This is a genomic window from Parvimonas sp. C2 (assembly GCF_035282405.1).
In the GTDB taxonomy this organism is placed as follows: Bacteria; Bacillota; Clostridia; order Tissierellales; family Peptoniphilaceae; genus Parvimonas.
In genome coordinates, this window is record NZ_JAYKBP010000002.1 from 498721 (window position 1) to 517238 (window position 18518).

Below are 18518 nucleotides of genomic sequence, written 5' to 3' on the forward strand. Positions count from 1 at the left end.
CTCTCACAAAAACATTTGATAACTATAAAGATATATATTATCATTTTCATAGTAACATATATTTTTTCTTTTATCAATACTTTTAAAATATAATTGATTTATACAAAATCTCCTAAATCATTTTTCTAAATTTGGGGGCAGTATTTTTATTTGATATACGATAGCCTTGTTATTTTATAATAAGAACCCCACCCTTCCTCGATGCTTCGCATCGGCTGGGTGCCCGGGAACCTTGTTGCTTCGCAATAAAAAATGCAGACAAGCTTTAATGTCTGCATTTTAGTTTTTACTTTTTAGTTATTACCTTTCCATTCTTTTGCGTTTTTAACTTCATCAGGTAAAACTATCTCTTTAATTTGATTGATTTCTGAAAATTCTGTTTTTGAATCCATATCCAAACTCATTTGCTTTTCATTTTCGCCAGCTTTCATACTTACTTTCATAGAATAGCTTTTTGGGAAAAGTGTTTTTTTATCGATTTCAAATTTTGCTTCAAATTTTTCTAGGTTAATATTAGTAAAGAATTTTGCTAAGCTTTGTTGTCTATTAACCCCAGATTTAGATAAAATTTTTTCCAAAATTTCCTTAATAGCTTGGTCATTTCCTGAGTAAGAAATTTCATAAGATGAATCTTTTTCTTCTACTGTTAGATTTTTTTCAACAGAATTCATTATTTCTAACATTGTATCAAAACTTGTAGGATCTTTTTGTGATTCAGTTTGCTTTTTTGCTACTTCATTATTAGCTTTCACCCACTCTTTAGTTATTGCATTTTGAACATAAGTACCCTCTTTTGTAATATACATGTTATTTTCTTGTTCTAGTCCAAAAGATTTAGCCTTTCCTACGATTTTAAGTACAAAAGGTTCATAAGTTGATGTCATTTCAATTTGTGAAGATACTTCTGCTTTTTGACCTGCCATATTTAAATTTACTGTACTTTGAACGGTTGCTTTTGAACTCTTTACAGTTTTTAAAGCTTCAGTTATCTTTTTAATAAGCTCTTTATTTGATAATTTACCATTTGAATTTTCGTTAGTATTATTAGTAGTACCATTTTCATTATTTTTATCATTAGATGAACATCCTACGGATATAATGGAAATTGAACAGATAGCTAAAGCCATCAATATTTTTTGTATTTTTTTCATAACATACCTCCTTAATAAATGTATAACTATATTGTAATATATATTTAATAAAATGTAAAGTTTTAATATCAATCTCAGCAAGAATACTTTACAATAAAAAAAGCAGATATAATCTGCTTTTTTGTCATTTATTATTCTGGATTTGAATTTGCCTAAGGTAAACTAGGCAAATTTGGATCTGCATTTTTTGCATTTAGAACATTTTCAGGAATTGTTATAGCTTCAACCTTATTTACATCTGAATACTTTGCTGATATTTCTTCAATCATACCAAGTCCATCAACTTTTTGTCCCTTTTCGTAGTAATCATATTTAGCCTTAATATAAAATTCTGTTGGTAAAAATGTCTTTGCATCTACTATAAATTTATATTCAAAATTAGTAGGTTTTACTTGTTTAAGTAACTTTTCTGCACTCTTATCAATGTAAATTAGTACTTTCGAAATTAAATCTCCAAGAGAAGAATCATTTCCTGAATAAGTAACTTCATAAGTCGAACCTTTTTGTATTACTGTCAAATTATCTTTTACAGTTGTCAAAAATTCTAAAGCATTTTTATAATTTACAAGGTCTCTTCTTCCATCATTTAGCTTTCTAAGAGCTTCAAAAGTAGCTTTTGACCATTCTTTAGTTTTATAATGTTGACTATAAATTGTACTATCTGTAATATATTGTTCATTCTCTGTCTTTTTATTTCCAGAACTTAAACTAGTACGATAAATTTTTATAATAGTTGGATTATCAGACATTGCCATATCCATAGTTACAGTGGAAACAGATGTTCCATTTTCACCATTTACTGTCTGTTTTTTTTCAACTACTGCCTTTGAACTTTTTACTGTTTTGATAGCTTCTGTATATTTTTGAAGAAACTCTGAACTATCTACTTTAGTTCCTTTTTCTTCTTCTTTTTTTAAGTTATCTTTATTATCTGTCGTAGTAGTTTTATTTTTATCATCTTTAGATGAACAGGCTACCACCACTACAGAAAGAGAACAAAAGGCAAGAGCCATTAAAATTTTTTGTGCCTTCTTCATATTAAACCTCCTTAATAAATGTACTATTATATAGTAATATATTTTTTAAAAAAAGTAAATACTTTAATACTTTTTTAGATAAGAACCCCATAATATACCACATCGGGTAGTGCTTAGAAACCTTGTTATTTCACAATAAAAAACAGATAAACATCAGTTTATCTGCTTAAAATTTTATTTACCCGTATAGTCTTTAGCATTTTTAACTTCATCAGGTATTTTTATCGGTTCAACTTTATTTATATCAGAAATTTCTCCCTTTACATTTATTTTAAAAACATTCTCTTCTCCGTTTCTAACAATTTTTAAATTAATTTCAACAGTATATTCTTTCGGCATAAATGTATTTTTGTCAATTTTATAAAATAATTCAATTTTTTCTACATTTAGAAGATTATTAACCTTATTTTGAGTTTTTTCTTTCAAAAATAAAATCATTATTTTTTTTAGATAATCCTTAATAGAATCATCTGCTCCTGAATAAGAAATTTCATATTCCGAATCTTTTTCTTCTATTTTCAAATTCTTTTCTATAGAGTTTATAAAATCTATAATTCCTTTAATATTTGAAGCTTCTTTATGTAATAACATTCGTTTTTTACTTTTTTCATCTTTAATATTATACCAGTCTTTTGTTCTAGATTCATAAGCATAAAATTTATCTTCTGTATAATACATAGTTGTACTATCTTTACTTTCATAATCAATCATTGTACTTGAAACTTTAGAAATAGTAGGATTAGAACTTGTTATTACATCCATAATTAAAGTTGTTTCCGCTTTACGACCAAATGAATTAAAAGTATTTTTAAATTCAGTTTTTTGCTTCGAACTATTAATTGAACTAAAAGCTTCAGTTAGTTTTTTAACTATTTCTTCATTTGATAATTTTTCAGTTTTATCTTCTTTTGTTTCTTTATTTTCTTTCTTTTCAGTTGTTTCTGTTGTTCCATTTGAAGTGTTTTTCTTTTCATTAGAAGAACAGCCTATGGCAACAACAGAAAGTGAGCAAATTGCTAATGCCATTAAAATTTTTTTTGATTTTTTCATAATATCCCCCATAAATAAATATTTAACTATATAGTAATATATTTTTTTAAAAAAGTAAAGACTTAAATATTACATAAAAAGCAGACAAACATTAGTTTATCTGCTTAAAATTTAATTTCCTGTATATTCTTCTGCATTTTTAACCTCATCAGGTATTTTTATCGGGCTAACTTTATTAATATCAGAAAATTCTCCGTTTACAGAAACTACAAAATACCTTTCTTTTTTGACTTTACGAGATTTTGTATAAATTTCAACAGTATATTCTTTTGGCATAAATGTCTTTTTATCAACTTTATAAAGAATCTCAAATTTTTCTACATTCGCATCGTTAAGAAATTGATTTATAGAATTTTCATTCATAAATATAACCATTACTTTTTTTAAATAATTTATAATAGAATCATCAGCTCCTGAAAAAGAAATTTCATATTCAGAATTTTTTTCTTCGACTTTCAAATTCTTTTCTACAGAATTTATAAGTTCGATTAACCATTCAATATTTGAAGCCTCTTTATGTGATAGCATAAGTTTTTTGCCGTATTCATCTTTAATATTAGCCCATTCATTTGTTATAGCATCATGGCCATAAAAATTATCTTCAGTAAAATACATCATCATACTATTTTTCCCCTTGAAGTTAATAGGTGTACTTGCAAGTTTAGTAATAGTAGGGCTATCACTTGTTGTTATATCCACAATCATAGCAGTTTCTCTTTTACTACCATTTACATCAAAAGAAGTTTTAAATTCAGTTTTTTGTTTTAAACTCTTTATTGATTTTGTAGCTTCAGTAATTTTTTTGACTATTTCTTCATTTGATGATTTACTTGATTTGTTTTCTTTCTTGTCAGTTGTTTCACTTGTATCATTAGCAGTATTTTTCTTTTCATTAGAAGAACAGCCTATGGCAACAACAGAAAGTGAGCAAATTGCTAATGCCATTAAATATTTTTTTGATTTTTTCATAATATCCCCCATAAATAAATATTAAATATGTAGTAATAAAATTATTTCCCTTTCCATTCCTCTGCATTTTTTACTTCATCAGGTAATGTAATTGGATCAACATTGTTTATATCATAATATTGTGATTTAAAATCAAATACATAATAACTCTCTTTTTTACTTTTTTTAAATTTCATTTTAATCTTAACTGTATATTCTATTGGCATAAATGAACTCTTATCAGCTCTGTAAACTATATCACATTTTTCTAAATCTGTAAGTTCAAAAAGCTTATCAGTAAGAGGTGCATTGACAAAACAAAGTTGTTTTAAATAATCTTTAAGATTAACTTCTGCTCCTGAATAAGAAATTTCATATTCTGAACCTTTTTCTTCTATTTTCAAATTCTTTTCGATTGATTGCAGAACTTTTATAATTGCCTCAATATTTACAGAATTTTTTTGTGTCTCAAATGTTTTTTTTCTACCTGCATCCTTAACATTATACCATTTTTTTGTTTCTGAATCTTGAGCATATGAAGCATCTTCAGTAAAATACATATTAAAATCTCTACTTTTTATATCATCCTTCAAATTACTTAAAAGTTTAGTAACAGTAGGATTCTCACTTGTTGTTACTTGCATAATTATACTTTGAAGAATCATATCCCTATCAGAAGAAATAGATTCCTTATAATCAGTTAACTGTCTTGAACTTTTTATAGATTTTGTAGCTTCAGTAGCTTTCTTAAAAATTTCTTCATTTGATAATTTAACCTCTTTCTTTTCTGTTGCCTCTTTCTTTTCTGTTGCCTCTTTCTTTTCTGTTGTTTCATTTGTAGTATTTTTCTTCTCTTCAGAAGAACAGCTAACTGCCACAACAGAAAGAGAGCAAATTGCCAACATCATTAGAATTTTTTTGAGTTTTTTCATAATATCCCCCTTAAATAAATATTCAAGTATATATTAATATATTTTTTTAAAAATGTAAAGACTTAAAAATATTTTTAAAGAAAAAAAGCAGATAAATTAAAATTCATCTGCTTTTGCTTTTATGATTAGTTGCTTCTTTTCCATTCTTTTGCATTTTTAACTTCATCAGGTATTGTTAATCCTTTAACTTCATTGATTTCAGAAAACTCTACTTTTAGCTCCATTTGAAATACAGTCTCTTTATCTTTATTAGGATATTTTATGGTTGTTTTCACTTCATACTCTTTTGGCATAAATGTCTTTTTATCAACTTTATATTTCAATTCAAGTTTATCCAATTTAATATTATCCAATACTTGACCTAAATCTTGTTGATTATTACTTAAAGCTTTTTTTAGAGCTTCCTTAACAGCATCATCATTTCCTGAGTAAGTAATTTCATATTCTGAATCTTTTTCTTCTACTGTCAAATTCTTATCCAAAGCATTCATCATTTCTAACATTCCATCTAGATTTGAAGCGTTTTTTTGTGATTGCATTGCTTTTTTAGTTGTTTCATCTTTAATATTAAACCATTCATTAGTTTCCGGATCTAAAGCATAGACAGCGTCTTCTGTAATATAAGTATTTATATTAATAGTTCTTCCTAATGCTATCATATTACCTGTAACTTTAACAATAGTGGGATCAGAACCTACTATTATGTCCATATTAAAAATAGTTTCAGTCTTTTTTCCAAGTACATCTAAACTAGTTTTATTTGTAACTTTTGCCTTTGAATTCTTAATTGATTTAGAAGCTTCATTAACCTTCTTTAATAATTCTTCATTTGATAATTTACTATTTTCTTTTGTATTATCTGTTGTTGTATTTTTCTTTTCATCAGAAGAGCATCCTACTGCCACTATAGAAAGCGAACAAACAGCAAGAGCCATTAATATTCTTTGTACTTTTTTCATATAAAAAACCTCCTAATTTGTTGTACAACTATATAGTAATATATTTTCAAACAAAAGTAAAGTATCAAAAAATTTATAAAAAAATGCAGATAAATGTCGAATTTATCTGCATTAAAAATTTTATTGTGAAACAATAAGGTTCTTCTTTAATTCTTGTTCCATTCCTTAGCATTTTTAACTTCATCTGGAATTGTTATTTCTTTAACTTCATTAATTTCTGAATAACTTGCTTTTAAATCCATATCAAAAGATAATTCTTTATCATTTTGCTTTAGTTTAACAGTTGTTGTCATTTCATATTCTTTTGGGAAAAATGTCTTTTTATCAATTACATATCTGATATTAAGTTTACTTACTTCCATCCCATCAAGCAATCCCTTCGCTTTTGGTTGACTTGAACTCATGATTTTTTTCAATGCTTCCTTAACAGCATCATCTGTTCCTGAATAAGTAATTTCATAACCTGAATCTTTTTCTTCTACTTTTGCTTTATCCCCAATAGACTTAAAAAGTTCTACCATTCCTTCAAGATTTCCAACATTTTTTTGTGATTCAAATGAACTTTTCATTGTTGGATCAGCAATCTTCAGCCAAGTTTTAGTCAATGTATTCTTAACGTAAGTAGCTTCTTTTGTAATATACATATCCATATCAACGGATCGTCCCAATGTTGTCATCTTTCCACCAACTTTAAAAACGAACGGATCTAAAGTCATTGTTACATCCATATCCATATTTGTACTTGTCTTTTTACCTGCCAAATCCATAGACGTATTATTTTTTACTTTTGCCTTTGAACTTTTCATTGACTTTGTGGCTTCATCAAACTTCTTAGCAAGCTCTTCATTTGTTAATTTACCAGTATTTTTATTTTTTGAATCTTCGCCTGTAGTATTATTCTCACTTGTAGTAGTCGTATTATCTTTATTATCCTTGTTATCTTTAGATGAACAACCTACTGCTACTATAGAAATTGAACAAATTGCTAAAGCCATCAAAAATTTTTGTAACTTTTTCATATTAAACCTCCTAAATAAAAGTACAATTATATAGTAATATATTTTTAAATAAAAGTAAAGCCCTCCAAAATTTATAAAGAAAAATGCAGATAAATGTCTAATTTATCTGCGTTAAAGTTTTTGTTGTGAAACAACAAGGCTCTCCGGCAACCTCCTGATATGTCGTGCTAGGTTGAGGTTCTTCTTTAATTTTTCTTCCATTCCCTAGCATTTTTAACTTCATCTGGAATTGTTATTTCTTTTAATTCATTTATATCATAATATTTAACATTAAAATCTATTTCTATGATTAATGGTTGGTTTGAAATAGAAGCTTTAATTTTAGTTTTTATATTAACTTCTGTTAGGTTAAATGTCTTCTTATCAATTATGAATTTTGCATCAAATTGTTCCAATTCGATATTGTTTTGAATCACTTTTTGTGAATTAGGTTGACTAGCAACTATAATCTTTTTTAAAGGTTCTTTAACTACATCATCGGTTCCTGAGTAAGTAACTTCATAGTTTGAATCTTTTTGTTCTATTTTAAAATTCTTTTCCAAAGCTGTCAAAAGTTCAACCATATTTCCAAAATCAGCTGATGGTTTTTGAGCCTCAAATGATTTTTTATAACTTTCATTTTGAATATTCAACCACTCTTTACTATAACTATTTTGGAAATAAACAGCCTCTCCAGTAATATACATATTACCATTAATAGTTTGTCCTGATGTTTCAGACTTTCTACTAATTTTTACAACTGATGGTTCTTTAGTCATTTCAGTTTCTAAATCAAAATTTGTAGTTACTTTCCTACCATTAACATCTATACTTACTGTACTTACATTTTTAGATTTTAAACTTTTTGCTGATTTTGTGGCTTCATTAACCTTTTTAACAAGCTCTTCATTAGTAACCTTATGAGATGAACAAGCAACTGCTCCAATAGAAATTGAAGAAATAGCAAGGGCATCAATATTTTTTGTAATTTTTTCATAGTATACCTCCATAATAAATGTATAACTATATTTTAATGCTTTTCAATAAAAAGCAAAGCCGTGTTACCTCATCTGTTTTCCAATATTCTTCTTAACTCCTATTTTTAGTATAAATACTGTTGAAATTATAAAGAAAAATCCAATAAAATCAATAAATTGTAATTTTAAATTAAGCAAAACTACGCTAAAAAATATTGCTGATAACGGCTCAAATGTATTTAAAAGACTAGCATTTACTGGTCCTATCAAATTAACTCCACTCATAAAAAGGAAAAATGAGATTACAGTTCCAATTACAACAAGTCCTAAAAATGCAAGAGTTGTTAAAAATTCCAATTCAACAGATATTGTCCAAGGTTTTAAAAGTAAAGTCAAAAAAACTCCCCCAATAAACATTGAATAACTTAAAACTGAAAAGCAATTAAATTTTTTAAGTAATTCAACGGGGGTTAAACTATAGGCTGCAAGTCCAATTCCCCCAAGCAATCCCCAAAATAACGCCTTTGAATTTATTGAAAGAGAATTTAGATTTCCATGTGTTGTAATTAAAAATGTCCCGACTAATGCAAATAACAAAGATACAAATTCAACCTTTGTCGGAAATCTTAAATTTCTTATACATACATATATAACTAGATATGATACTCCTAAATATTGTAAAACTGTTGCTGTTGCTGCATTTGAATAGGAAATTGCCATAAGATATGTAAATTGAGCTCCTACAAGTCCAAATATTCCAAAATTAACAAGCCTTAAAATATCTTTTTTATCTTTTAGTGGCTCAAAAGTTTTTTTACCAACCACAAAAAGTGAAATAAAAAATAGAACTATAGATGCAGTCAAAAGTCTTATGGGAGAAACCCAAAGGGGAGATATTTTCTTTACAGAAAATAAATAATCACTACAAAACCCCGAAAATCCCCAACAAATTGCACCTAAAATTGTATATAAAAATCCTTTTGTATTATTGTTCATTTATTTCATACACTTTCTTATTAGCCAATGCTTCGTCAATAAGTTTATCAACTTCTAAAAGAGCTAAACTATTATTTATATCTTCAATCTTTGGCTTTGTTACCGGATGTTTTGGTAAAAACACAGTACAACAGTCCTCAAAAGGTAAGATACTAGTTTCATAAGTGTCAATCATTCTTGCAATGTCAATGATTTCAGTTTTATCCATTGCAATTAAAGGTCTTAAAATTGAAATTTCAGTAGATTTATCCACAACTGTAATTCCTTGAATAGTTTGACTTGCAACCTGTCCAAGACTTTCTCCTGTAATTAAAGCGTGATAATTTTGTTTAATCGCAAGTTTTTCTGCAATTTTCATCATAAAAATTCTGCCTAGAATAGTAATTTCTTTTTCAGGGCATTTACTTGCAATTTCCTTTTGAATAGGTAAAAGGTTTATGCTTGTCATTGTAAATTTTCCAACATAATTTGAAAGTATTTTTGCAAGGTCTTTAACTTTTTCCTCTCCTCTTTCACTTGTAAAAGGATAGGAATGAAAATGTATTGCTCCAATTTCCATACCTCTTTTACCCATGACAAAACCAGCAACGGGACTGTCGATTCCACCTGAAAGAAGCAAAAGTCCTCTTCCACTTGAGCCTATTGGAAGTCCACCAAAGCCCTTATATCTCTTTACATAGACATATACATATTCTTTAACATCTACGAAAATTGGCATTTGTGGATTATGAACATCAACCTTTAAAAGATTTCCGAAATTTCTAAGAACAACGCCTCCAAGCTCTCTTGAAAGCTCAGGAGATTTTGGAGTAAATTTTTTATCAACTCTATTTACAAAAACTTTAAAAGTCTTTTCTTCATTTATTCCTAAATCACTCACTAAAACTCTTGTTGCCTCTCTTATATTTTCAAGTTTTTTTTCAGTTCTTAAAACTTCGCAGATATAGAAAATCCCAAAAACTTTTTTGATTTGTTCAATCATTTCATCAAAAAGCTCTCTATCAGCTTTTATATAGACTTTTCCCTGTTCTTTGTAAAATTCTTCTACTTCAAAATCTGCTATCGCCTTTTTTATCTTTCTTATTATTCTATTTTCAAAATCTTTTCTATTATCTCCCTTTAAAGTCAGCTCTCCAAAGCTGACACTAATTAAATAATCCATTATCTTCCTCTTTTCATAATCATTCTAATTTCATTTACATACTTTTCTAATTTTTCAATAAAAATTGTAATTTCTTCTTCTGTATTAAACTCGGAAAGAGAAATCCTTACAACTCCGTCATTGTATTTGTTATCAAGACCTATTCCGTCAAAAGTTCTGCTCTTTTTACCCTTACTACAAGCAGAGCCTGTTGAAATATAAATCTTTTCACTCTCCAAGAAATGTAAAAGCACCTCACTTCTAATATTTTCAAAAGCGACTGTTACAATGTTTGGAACTCCGTCTTTATTAGTTAAAAATTTATGATTCTCAATTTTTGAAATACCAGAAATCAGTAAATCTCTTAAATTTTCCAAATGTTTTTTTCTATTCTCCATATTTTCATACATAAATTCGGTAGCAACTTTTAAACCCATTATTCCTGCGACATTTTCCGTTCCTGATCTAAAGTCTTTTTCCTGACCTCCACCCAAAACAAAAGGTCTTAAATTTATATTTTTATTTACATAGATTGCTCCTATTCCCTTTTGAGCATGAATTTTATGCCCACTCAAAGTTAAAATATCAATCTTGGATTTTTTTACATCAATATTGACTTTCCCGAAAGCCTGTGCGGAGTCAACATGAAAAATACATTTCTTATTCTTTTCTTTAATAGCTTTTCCAATGCTTTCAACATCTTGAATAATGCCAAGCTCACTATGAACATAGGCTATTGAAACTATTTCAGTATTTTCATCAACGAGATTTTTTACGCTCTCAATATCGATATAGCCTAATTCATCCAATTTTAAAAATCTAATCTCTTTTTTCTCTTTTAAAAATTTATAGACATTAAAAACGGAAGAGTGTTCTATCTCTGTTGAAACTATATTTTTTCCCTTTGCAGTTGAAACCCCTCCAAAAATTGCAGTATTATTTCCCTCCGTTGCACAGGAGTTGAAAAATACCTCTTCAGCCTTGCAATTTATGTATTTTGCAATAACTTCTCTACAAGAATTTATATCTTTAGAAACGGAATATCCAAAATCATAAAGCGATGACGGATTTCCATAATTTTCCCTTAAATATTTTACCATAATATCTATAACTTCATCGCGAACTCTTGTAGTCGCGGCATTATCTAAATAAATCATAACAACTCCTTAAAAACTCTTTTCATTAACAATATTTTAATATAAAATCAAGAAATAAGCAACAAAAAAATTACAATATTAAATAAAAGTTATTTAAATTTAATAAATTAAACTATTGCACGATTTTAAACTTTATGTTATTATATAGATATAAAATAATATATAGCAGATTAAAGTTTAAATGTATGAGAATTATTTTAAGGAGGACATTATGGAAGACAATTATATTGAATTGATACAATTTATTTCTATATTGGGAGTTTTATTCAAAGTCGTATTAGGCATTATGAGCTTAATAGTTTTACTTAAACTCTCAAAAGCATTAGATAAATATTTGAAGGAAAATAAAGACGAATAATTTTATTAATTTATATTTATTTGAAGTTTATTTACTTTTTACGTCAATCTATCAAATGAAGATTATTCTCTTATACGTCATTTCGACCGTAACGGAACGAAGCATAGCGAAGTAGAGTGTAGTGAATCTAGCCCTAACTTTGTTTACTTGTAAACAAAAGTAGGTCTGACGCAAAGATTGTTCAAATCTTTGATTTGAGTACAATTGACTGCGAAAATCTCATACTTTTGATTGTAAACAATCAAAAGTAAATGTATCGTAGATACATAAAATAAGCAATCTTATTACTAAACAGTGCTTTAAGAGATTTATATAATAATTTTATTAATTAAAAATTAGGGGAATAAAAAATGAAAAGAATGAGTACAGGAGATTTATACAAATCATTTTTAGTTGTATTGTTTTCCGGTTTTATAATTGCATTTTTACATTTACTAAATGTGGATAAACTTTATATTACTATTATAGCTGTAACTTGTATTTGTATAAGTTCCTATTTAGTGTTTTTTACCAAAATAGGAAAATTTAAAATATTTAGAAATAAATATTTTGAAAAATACTATGAAAACTATGTTATATTCGGAGAACTCTTAATTTTAGGGATTATATTTTTCGTTGTATATATCAAAAATATGAATGAATTTTCTCTAATGGGAGCAATTTTTATACTGATAGGTTTAATCCTTCCTTATTTTTCAAGAAAAAATTGGGATAATTAATCAGAAGTAAATAATTTAATAAGTGGCCGAAAGGTCACTTTTTTTATAAAAGACCATATAAAAAGCGACTACTTTTTGTAATCGCTTAAATACTATTTATTAAAAAGGATGATAAAATACAGCACTATCCTCCAAATGTATAGCTCCTTGAGATTTATAAAAATTGTATGCTGAAGAATTTGTTAAAGTTGTAAAAAACGCTCCGGAAACTCCCATTTTTTTCAATTCTTTCAAAACATCACTATATAACGCTTTTGCTATTCCCTGTTTTTGAAAAATCGGATCAACAAACAGTTCATCAATATAATATGTTTTTCCATCATTAAAAGTTTGTATATGTCCTAATATAGCCCCAACCGGAATACCTTCTTTTATGGCAATAAGCCCATAAAAATGTGGAAAATCAAAAATATTGGATAAAGAAATTCTAACACTTTCGTCTGTCCATTTTTGATTCCATTCACTTTCATTAAATGCTTTTTTAAAACTTGGAATAAGTTTTTCTAAATCTTCTTTTAAAACTTTTTTTATTTTCATATACTACCTCTCTTTATTGATATTCTATCTCGTTTTTATAATTATAACATTTCTTTTTAAGCTCTGCAATAAAATTTTCAATATAAAATAAAATGTCTTCATAATAAAAACTACTATTTCGATGCTTTGATGAATAATAAAGTTTCCAAAAAACTTATTACAAAAAAGTGGCTACATCGTAACCACTTTTTAAATTATCTTTTCTTATTTACTTCTTCTCTTTTTATTTACGACCACTGCTATTCCTAAAGAAATAACCGCTACTCCAATAAGTCCTAAAATATTTGAATTAAGATTTGTCCTTGAAAGCCCTTTTCTATTTTTAGAACCTTTTTGTCCTGGTTTGTTCTTTCCTGGTTTGCCCGGTTGTTCTGGTTTGCCCGGTTGTTCTGGTTTGCCCGGTTCTCCTGGTTTTTGTGGGTCCGGAACTTGTGGATCTGGTTTTTGTGGATCCGGATTATCTGGATTATTTTCAGCCTTGCCATAATCCACCGCATAACCTGAGAAGTGAGTTGTTGTAAATGTTACATTTTTATCGTCTTGTTTAATTTCAAATTTTTCTTTGTCAAGCTCGCCTTTTTCATTTACATAATAAACATCTTTTGCTGTCTTTCCTTCAGCTTTTACTATAGAAACATTATATTCTCCCTTAGGTAGTTTGATTTTTGTATTGTTTTTATCAAGGAAATAGATGTCGTATAAATCAGCTTCAGAACCTTTTAATTTTTCAACTGAGTTTTTATCTTTAACATCAGCTACTAAAGTCCAATCGTCTTTTAAATCAAAGCTTGAAACTGTAACTTTCTTATTTTTATCTGTCAATGTTACCATCTTCTTGATATTTACAATTTCTTTAACTTTATCATTTGCAACTGTAATATCGAAAGAAGGTCTATCAACTTTATATCCTTTAGGAACTTCTATATTAACTCTGTATTTTCCACGATCAACTTCACCATAGAATACTTTCTTGTTAAACTTACTTTCTTGAAGTTCTGTTTTTTCTTTAGTATTAAGATTTTCAAGAGTTACTTTTACTCCTTCAGGAAGTTTATCCAAACCTTCAAAAGCAATATTAACTATATCTTTTATTGTTTCTTGTGTTTTGAAGACTACTCTCTTTGGTTTGTTTTCTTCAACTTTAAATTTAATTGAAGTTGTTTCAAATTTTAAAGAATCATCTTTTGTTACAATTTCAGCAGTATATTCTCCAACAGGTAAAATAGTCATTAAATCTCTGTGGAAATTAACTCCTGTAAGTTTTCCATTTTTGTCTTTGATTGGAGATTCGTATAACTTAGTGTAAGTTTTTAGATTATCTCTATTAACTACATTTCCATCTTTATCTTTGATTACATAAGTTCCACCAACTCCCATATAGTTTTCAGGATAATTACCTATTTGTAATCTGAAATTAACTTCTCCATGTCCCTTTGGAATCTTTTCTTCTTTTTGTTTAGTTTCAAAAACAACTTCTGATTCTTTACCTTTTTCAACCTTAACAGTCTTTTTTTGTTCTTTTAATGGTTCATATACATCAGGAATTTGAGCAATGTTGAATTCATAACTTCCTGGAGCAACATTTACTAATCCATTAGAATAGTTGTAATCACTTAATAATTTCCAACCTTTTCCATCATTAACTTCAACATCTTGTCTCCAATTAATTTCTATTGGGAACATATTAAGTTTTTCTGAACCTTCAATATGATTTCCTTCAAAGTCTTTATAATTTGTTACTCTAAATACTGGTTTAATATTTGCTCCTAAATCTTGTGGTTTTATTTGAGGTGCAGAATATTCAGAGCCATCTAAATTAAGTGATGAAATATTTCCAGCATGGTCAAAAGTATGAATATAGATATTTTTATGATCTATTCCTTGAGGAATTTCAAAAGTACCATCATCTTTAGGATTTATCCATTTAACTTTTCCATCTTTGTCAAGATATCTTAAGAATGTTTTATCAATACCACTTAAGTTATCTGTAATTTCTGGTTTGTAAATATTACCTTCAACCTTAGGTTTAGCAATCTTTGGAGCAGTAATGTCAATTTTTACTTCAAATTCTAATTTTTGTTCAGCAAAACCAGAACCACCAACTTCAGAATTTCCAGTTACTACATACTTGTACTTGCCTTCAGGAAGAGTCTTGCCATTAGATGTTCCATCCCAATAAGTTTGAGTTATAAGATTAGATCTTCCAGCATTTGGATTGTAGTTATTGCTATTTTTCTGAGCATAACCTGATCCATTTTCATAAACAAGATTCCCACTTTCATCATAAACTTTAGCTTTTAAATATTGTGAATTTCTAAAGAATACACCTTTAAATGCAACAAAGTCTTTGTTATTATCTCCATTTGGAGAAATTGCCAAATTATCCTTTGAGAATGATAATTTACCTGAGTCAAAACCTAGAGGAATTTCGCCTTTACTACCAACAAAATTGAATTGTACTCCATTTTTGTTAGTCCATTGTTTTGATAATGCATATGGGTTATTTTCAACAGTTACAAGAGATGTAAAGTTTCCTGTAAAAGTATTTCCTTGTCTCATATACATTGGTAATTCTTTATTAAAATCATAGTCATAAATAGGTTTTTCCCAAAGTGGTAAATTAGCCCATTTTCCTTTAAATCCACTAAATGCTATACTAACTTCTTTTCCACCGTCTTTAGCATCTTCAAAGAATACAAAACCTTCTAAGAAGTAACCATTAGGCATTTGTTGACTTAATTCTTTATCAAATTTGCTAGCGTCAACTGTTATTTTTACATTTACTGAACTCTTAGCAGGAACAGTGATTTCTTTTCCTTCGATTGTATCAAGAGTTCTTGTCTTTAAAGCAAATTTTCCATTTTCAGTAGCATCAGTACCTAAAACAGTTTTATATTTTAAAGTTTTTGCTTCATTTCCAATATTTACAACTTTTAAATTAATTTCAAATTTACTATCAACGTCATTTAACCAAACTTTTGGATTATTATTGCTGTCAATTACGTAAAGATCAGTACTTGTAGCCTTTTCAACATTGATAGCACCAGCACCTTGTTTTCTAGGAGAAACATAATCATCACTTCCAGCTTCCTTAACAGGATCGGCTGTACTCATCATTATTGCTTTTAGAATGTCATATTCTTGTTCTCCCTTAATTTCAGGATGTCTTTGGCTTAAGCTTTCTCTTACAAGAGCTACAGCACCTGCAATATGAGGAGTTGCCATTGAAGTCCCACTCATAGTTGCATATTTATTATTATTTATTGAAGAATAAATAAGTCCACCTGGAGCAGTTATATCAGGTTTGAAAGTTCCGTCAGATGCCCATCCATAAGATGAGAAGTCTGTTAATTGTCCACCTTTTGCGTAAGGAAGAGCTGTTAATTGTCTAGCGAATTTAACTTTTTTATCTAAATTTGCAAGAATTTGTTTTCCGCCGGCATTTCCTATAAATACAGATGGAATTCTAACATCTTTAGTTTGATCTCCAAATGCCATATTTATAATTTCTTCTCCACCTTGTTCGTGGTTGTAAATTATAACACCTTTTGCACCTTTACTTTGAGCTAAAATAATTTTGTCTGCAAAAGTTTTAGCGCCTCTTCTAACTGCTACAACTTTACCCTTTACATCTTGACCTTTATAGTCAGCATCTTCATTTCCAAGACCTGCATCAACTATATCATAGCTTTGTGAATCTTGACCAGAAGGTACAAAGTTTTGTTCAGGATTAGGGTCTCCTTCTTTATCATAACCTGGGAAGAAATCTCCTGTTTTTATTACACCTTTAATGCCTTCAATACTTATTGTTCTTACTCTTTCAACATCTGTATACATAGCTGCAACAGTTAAAGCATCTTTTGCAACCCCCGGTTGTCCAACTGTCCCATAGTCAGGATTTGTAACAGGAGGTTTATCACTAAATGCACCGAAATGACCGTCATTACCAGCTGCAATTGCTACGATAACACCCATTTTTCTAGCGAAAGCTATAGCTTTTTCCATAGCTTTACCAACAGATGCGATAGAACCGTTAGGAGCACCTAAACTCAAGTTGATACTATCAGCACCAAGTTTTACAGAGTCTTCAACAGCTTTTGAATAAATGTGAGTAAATGTTGATTGTCCTTGGAAAACTCCCATAAAAATAAGTTGAGCTTCAGGAGCAGTTCCTATTATTCTTTCTTTCTTAGTTGTTCCATCTGGTTGAGTAAATTCATATTCTTTTTCTGGATTTCCAACTGAAATACCGGAAACATGCATTCCATGAGATTCTTCTCTCATTTCTTCCTTTACATTCTTTCCATTTGTACTGTAATTATGAGCATAAACAACTTTGTCAGTTCTCCAGCTACCATAATTAATTCCGGCTTCTTTCATCTTTTGATTCATAGAATCCTTAGTTGGAAACTTTCCTTTTGAAACATCAGAAACTCTTAAAATTTCATGATTTACATCAACACCTGTATCTAGTACGGCTACAACTCTACCTTGTCCATTATATTTCTTTCTAAGTTCATCTGTAACCTTCATTAGATTATTTGAATCTAAGCTTCTTTCCCTTCTCTTCGCATTGAATTCCTTTTGAGATTCATCAACTTTAGGTTTTAAAAATTCATTTGAAACTTCAACTGACTCAACAGAAGCCATTTTTGAAATTTTTTCAATATTTTTAACCTTAGTTTTTAAAGCAATTCCAGCAAATAAAAAGTCATATTCATAATATGTTTCATAGCTTATACCTGCTTTAGAAAGTTCAGCTTTAAAAGAATTAACTAATGCCTTAGTTTGTGCTTCTCTCGCTTTCTTTCCTTCTTCCGTCTTTAAGCTCTCAAAATTTACTTTCGAATTCTCTTTCAAAACTACAATATAAGTTTTTTCTTCGTTTTCGTCACCTTTAAACTTATTTTGAGCTTGTGTAATTTTTGGAGCTGTATTAACTTTTTCATTAGCAAAAATTCCACTTGTACTACTTAGTAACAATGAAAACGTTAATATCAGAGTCAAAAATCTTTTCCTCATAGAAAAACCCTCCTTCAACGTAAAAATAAATAAATGTAATATAAATAATATTACTTTATTAGTATAACATATTTATCTAGTTTTGTATATACCATTTAAAGTAATATTTCCGAAGACGTGATAAAATTTAAAAAATATTTCTAAAAATAAAATAAAAAGGGAGTATTTTTAAAAATTTACTCCCCATCCTTAGTTACTGAACCTAATTTTTTAAATAAAATATTAGCCTTATTGTGAAACAACAAGGTTCCCGGGTACCCGCCCGATGTGAAGCATCGTGGAATGGTGGAGTTCTTATTGCGAAGCAACAAGGTTCCCGGGTACCCAGCCGATGTAAAGCATCGTGGAAGGGTGGGGTTCTTATTGCGAAGCAACAAGGTTCCCGGGTACCCAGCCGATGTAAAGCATCGTGGAATGGTGGAGTTCTTATTGCGAAGCAACAAGGTTCCCGGGTACCCAGCCGATGTAAAGCATCGTGGAAGGGTGGGGTTCTTATTGCGAAGCAACAAGGTTCCCGGGTACCCAGCCGATGTAAA

Annotated in this window: 15 protein-coding genes; 2 read left to right on the plus strand and 13 right to left on the minus strand. The window is 28.7% G+C overall.

Annotated features, from left to right (window positions below; translation table 11 throughout):
* Window positions 1–293: 293 nt before the first annotated feature.
* The 11 genes from VJI95_RS05460 to VJI95_RS05510 form a co-directional block, all read right to left on the minus strand.
* Window positions 294–1151, minus strand: a complete 858-nt coding sequence (locus VJI95_RS05460) for a DUF6612 family protein (protein WP_323999405.1) — start codon at window positions 1149–1151, stop codon at window positions 294–296.
* A 152-nt stretch (window positions 1152–1303) separates the two neighbouring features.
* Window positions 1304–2188, minus strand: coding sequence for a DUF6612 family protein (locus VJI95_RS05465; RefSeq protein WP_323999404.1), 885 nt, complete (start codon window positions 2186–2188; stop codon window positions 1304–1306).
* 174 nt (window positions 2189–2362) lie between these two features.
* A complete protein-coding gene (locus VJI95_RS05470) occupies window positions 2363–3238 on the minus strand; it encodes a DUF6612 family protein (RefSeq protein WP_324010540.1) in 876 nt (291 codons plus the stop codon).
* A 111-nt stretch (window positions 3239–3349) separates the two neighbouring features.
* Window positions 3350–4207, minus strand: coding sequence for a DUF6612 family protein (locus VJI95_RS05475; protein ID WP_324010541.1), 858 nt, complete (start codon window positions 4205–4207; stop codon window positions 3350–3352).
* A gap of 41 nt (window positions 4208–4248) precedes the next feature.
* On the minus strand, window positions 4249–5118 hold the full coding sequence (locus VJI95_RS05480) for a DUF6612 family protein (RefSeq protein ID WP_324010542.1): 870 nt from the start codon (window positions 5116–5118) through the stop codon (window positions 4249–4251).
* A gap of 125 nt (window positions 5119–5243) precedes the next feature.
* A complete protein-coding gene (locus VJI95_RS05485; protein ID WP_323999395.1) occupies window positions 5244–6077 on the minus strand; it encodes a DUF6612 family protein in 834 nt (277 codons plus the stop codon).
* Window positions 6078–6223: 146 nt separating this feature from the next.
* A complete protein-coding gene (locus VJI95_RS05490; protein WP_323999393.1) occupies window positions 6224–7096 on the minus strand; it encodes a DUF6612 family protein in 873 nt (290 codons plus the stop codon).
* A 185-nt stretch (window positions 7097–7281) separates the two neighbouring features.
* Complete coding sequence (locus VJI95_RS05495) at window positions 7282–8085, minus strand: DUF6612 family protein (protein ID WP_323999391.1); 804 nt, start codon at window positions 8083–8085, stop codon at window positions 7282–7284.
* Between the two features lie 51 nt (window positions 8086–8136).
* Complete coding sequence (locus tag VJI95_RS05500; RefSeq protein ID WP_323999389.1) at window positions 8137–9048, minus strand: DMT family transporter; 912 nt, start codon at window positions 9046–9048, stop codon at window positions 8137–8139.
* Entirely contained in the window at window positions 9038–10210 is a 1173-nt protein-coding gene (thiI, locus tag VJI95_RS05505; protein ID WP_324010543.1) for a tRNA uracil 4-sulfurtransferase ThiI, read from the minus strand. The genes VJI95_RS05500 and thiI overlap by 11 nt, the downstream gene beginning before the upstream one ends.
* Window positions 10210–11346 carry a cysteine desulfurase family protein gene (locus VJI95_RS05510; protein ID WP_324010544.1) on the minus strand — a complete coding sequence of 379 codons (1137 nt, stop codon included), beginning with the start codon at window positions 11344–11346 and terminating at the stop codon, window positions 10210–10212. The genes thiI and VJI95_RS05510 overlap by 1 nt, the downstream gene beginning before the upstream one ends.
* 211 nt (window positions 11347–11557) lie before the next feature.
* Here VJI95_RS05510 and VJI95_RS05515 point away from each other — a divergent pair, with 211 nt between their 5' ends.
* Both VJI95_RS05515 and VJI95_RS05520 read left to right on the plus strand, forming a co-directional pair.
* Window positions 11558–11704 carry a hypothetical protein gene (locus tag VJI95_RS05515; protein WP_323999383.1) on the plus strand — a complete coding sequence of 49 codons (147 nt, stop codon included), beginning with the start codon at window positions 11558–11560 and terminating at the stop codon, window positions 11702–11704.
* A 350-nt stretch (window positions 11705–12054) separates the two neighbouring features.
* Window positions 12055–12423 (plus strand): hypothetical protein, encoded by a 369-nt coding sequence (locus tag VJI95_RS05520; protein WP_323999379.1) that lies wholly within the window; start codon window positions 12055–12057, stop codon window positions 12421–12423.
* Window positions 12424–12522: 99 nt separating this feature from the next.
* Here VJI95_RS05520 and VJI95_RS05525 read toward each other — a convergent pair whose 3' ends face one another.
* Window positions 12523–12960, minus strand: coding sequence for a GNAT family N-acetyltransferase (locus VJI95_RS05525; RefSeq protein ID WP_323999377.1), 438 nt, complete (start codon window positions 12958–12960; stop codon window positions 12523–12525).
* 204 nt (window positions 12961–13164) lie between these two features.
* Window positions 13165–17982 (minus strand): S8 family serine peptidase, encoded by a 4818-nt coding sequence (locus VJI95_RS05530; RefSeq protein WP_324010545.1) that lies wholly within the window; start codon window positions 17980–17982, stop codon window positions 13165–13167.
* Between the last annotated feature and the right edge of the window lie 536 nt (window positions 17983–18518).

Excerpts from the sequence above, each read along its gene's own strand:
- VJI95_RS05460 (WP_323999405.1), bottom strand. The coding sequence starts at position 1,151 with ATGAAAAAAATACAAAAAATATTGATGGCTTTAGCTATCTGTTCAATT.
- VJI95_RS05465 (WP_323999404.1), bottom strand. The coding sequence starts at position 2,188 with ATGAAGAAGGCACAAAAAATTTTAATGGCTCTTGCCTTTTGTTCTCTT.
- VJI95_RS05470 (WP_324010540.1), bottom strand. The coding sequence starts at position 3,238 with ATGAAAAAATCAAAAAAAATTTTAATGGCATTAGCAATTTGCTCACTT.
- VJI95_RS05475 (WP_324010541.1), bottom strand. The coding sequence starts at position 4,207 with ATGAAAAAATCAAAAAAATATTTAATGGCATTAGCAATTTGCTCACTT.
- VJI95_RS05480 (WP_324010542.1), bottom strand. The coding sequence starts at position 5,118 with ATGAAAAAACTCAAAAAAATTCTAATGATGTTGGCAATTTGCTCTCTT.
- VJI95_RS05485 (WP_323999395.1), bottom strand. The coding sequence starts at position 6,077 with ATGAAAAAAGTACAAAGAATATTAATGGCTCTTGCTGTTTGTTCGCTT.
- VJI95_RS05490 (WP_323999393.1), bottom strand. The coding sequence starts at position 7,096 with ATGAAAAAGTTACAAAAATTTTTGATGGCTTTAGCAATTTGTTCAATT.
- VJI95_RS05495 (WP_323999391.1), bottom strand. The coding sequence starts at position 8,085 with ATGGAGGTATACTATGAAAAAATTACAAAAAATATTGATGCCCTTGCT.
- VJI95_RS05500 (WP_323999389.1), bottom strand. The coding sequence starts at position 9,048 with ATGAACAATAATACAAAAGGATTTTTATATACAATTTTAGGTGCAATT.
- thiI (WP_324010543.1), bottom strand. The coding sequence starts at position 10,210 with ATGGATTATTTAATTAGTGTCAGCTTTGGAGAGCTGACTTTAAAGGGA.
- VJI95_RS05510 (WP_324010544.1), bottom strand. The coding sequence starts at position 11,346 with ATGATTTATTTAGATAATGCCGCGACTACAAGAGTTCGCGATGAAGTT.
- VJI95_RS05515 (WP_323999383.1), top strand. The coding sequence starts at position 11,558 with ATGGAAGACAATTATATTGAATTGATACAATTTATTTCTATATTGGGA.
- VJI95_RS05520 (WP_323999379.1), top strand. The coding sequence starts at position 12,055 with ATGAAAAGAATGAGTACAGGAGATTTATACAAATCATTTTTAGTTGTA.
- VJI95_RS05525 (WP_323999377.1), bottom strand. The coding sequence starts at position 12,960 with ATGAAAATAAAAAAAGTTTTAAAAGAAGATTTAGAAAAACTTATTCCA.
- VJI95_RS05530 (WP_324010545.1), bottom strand. The coding sequence starts at position 17,982 with ATGAGGAAAAGATTTTTGACTCTGATATTAACGTTTTCATTGTTACTA.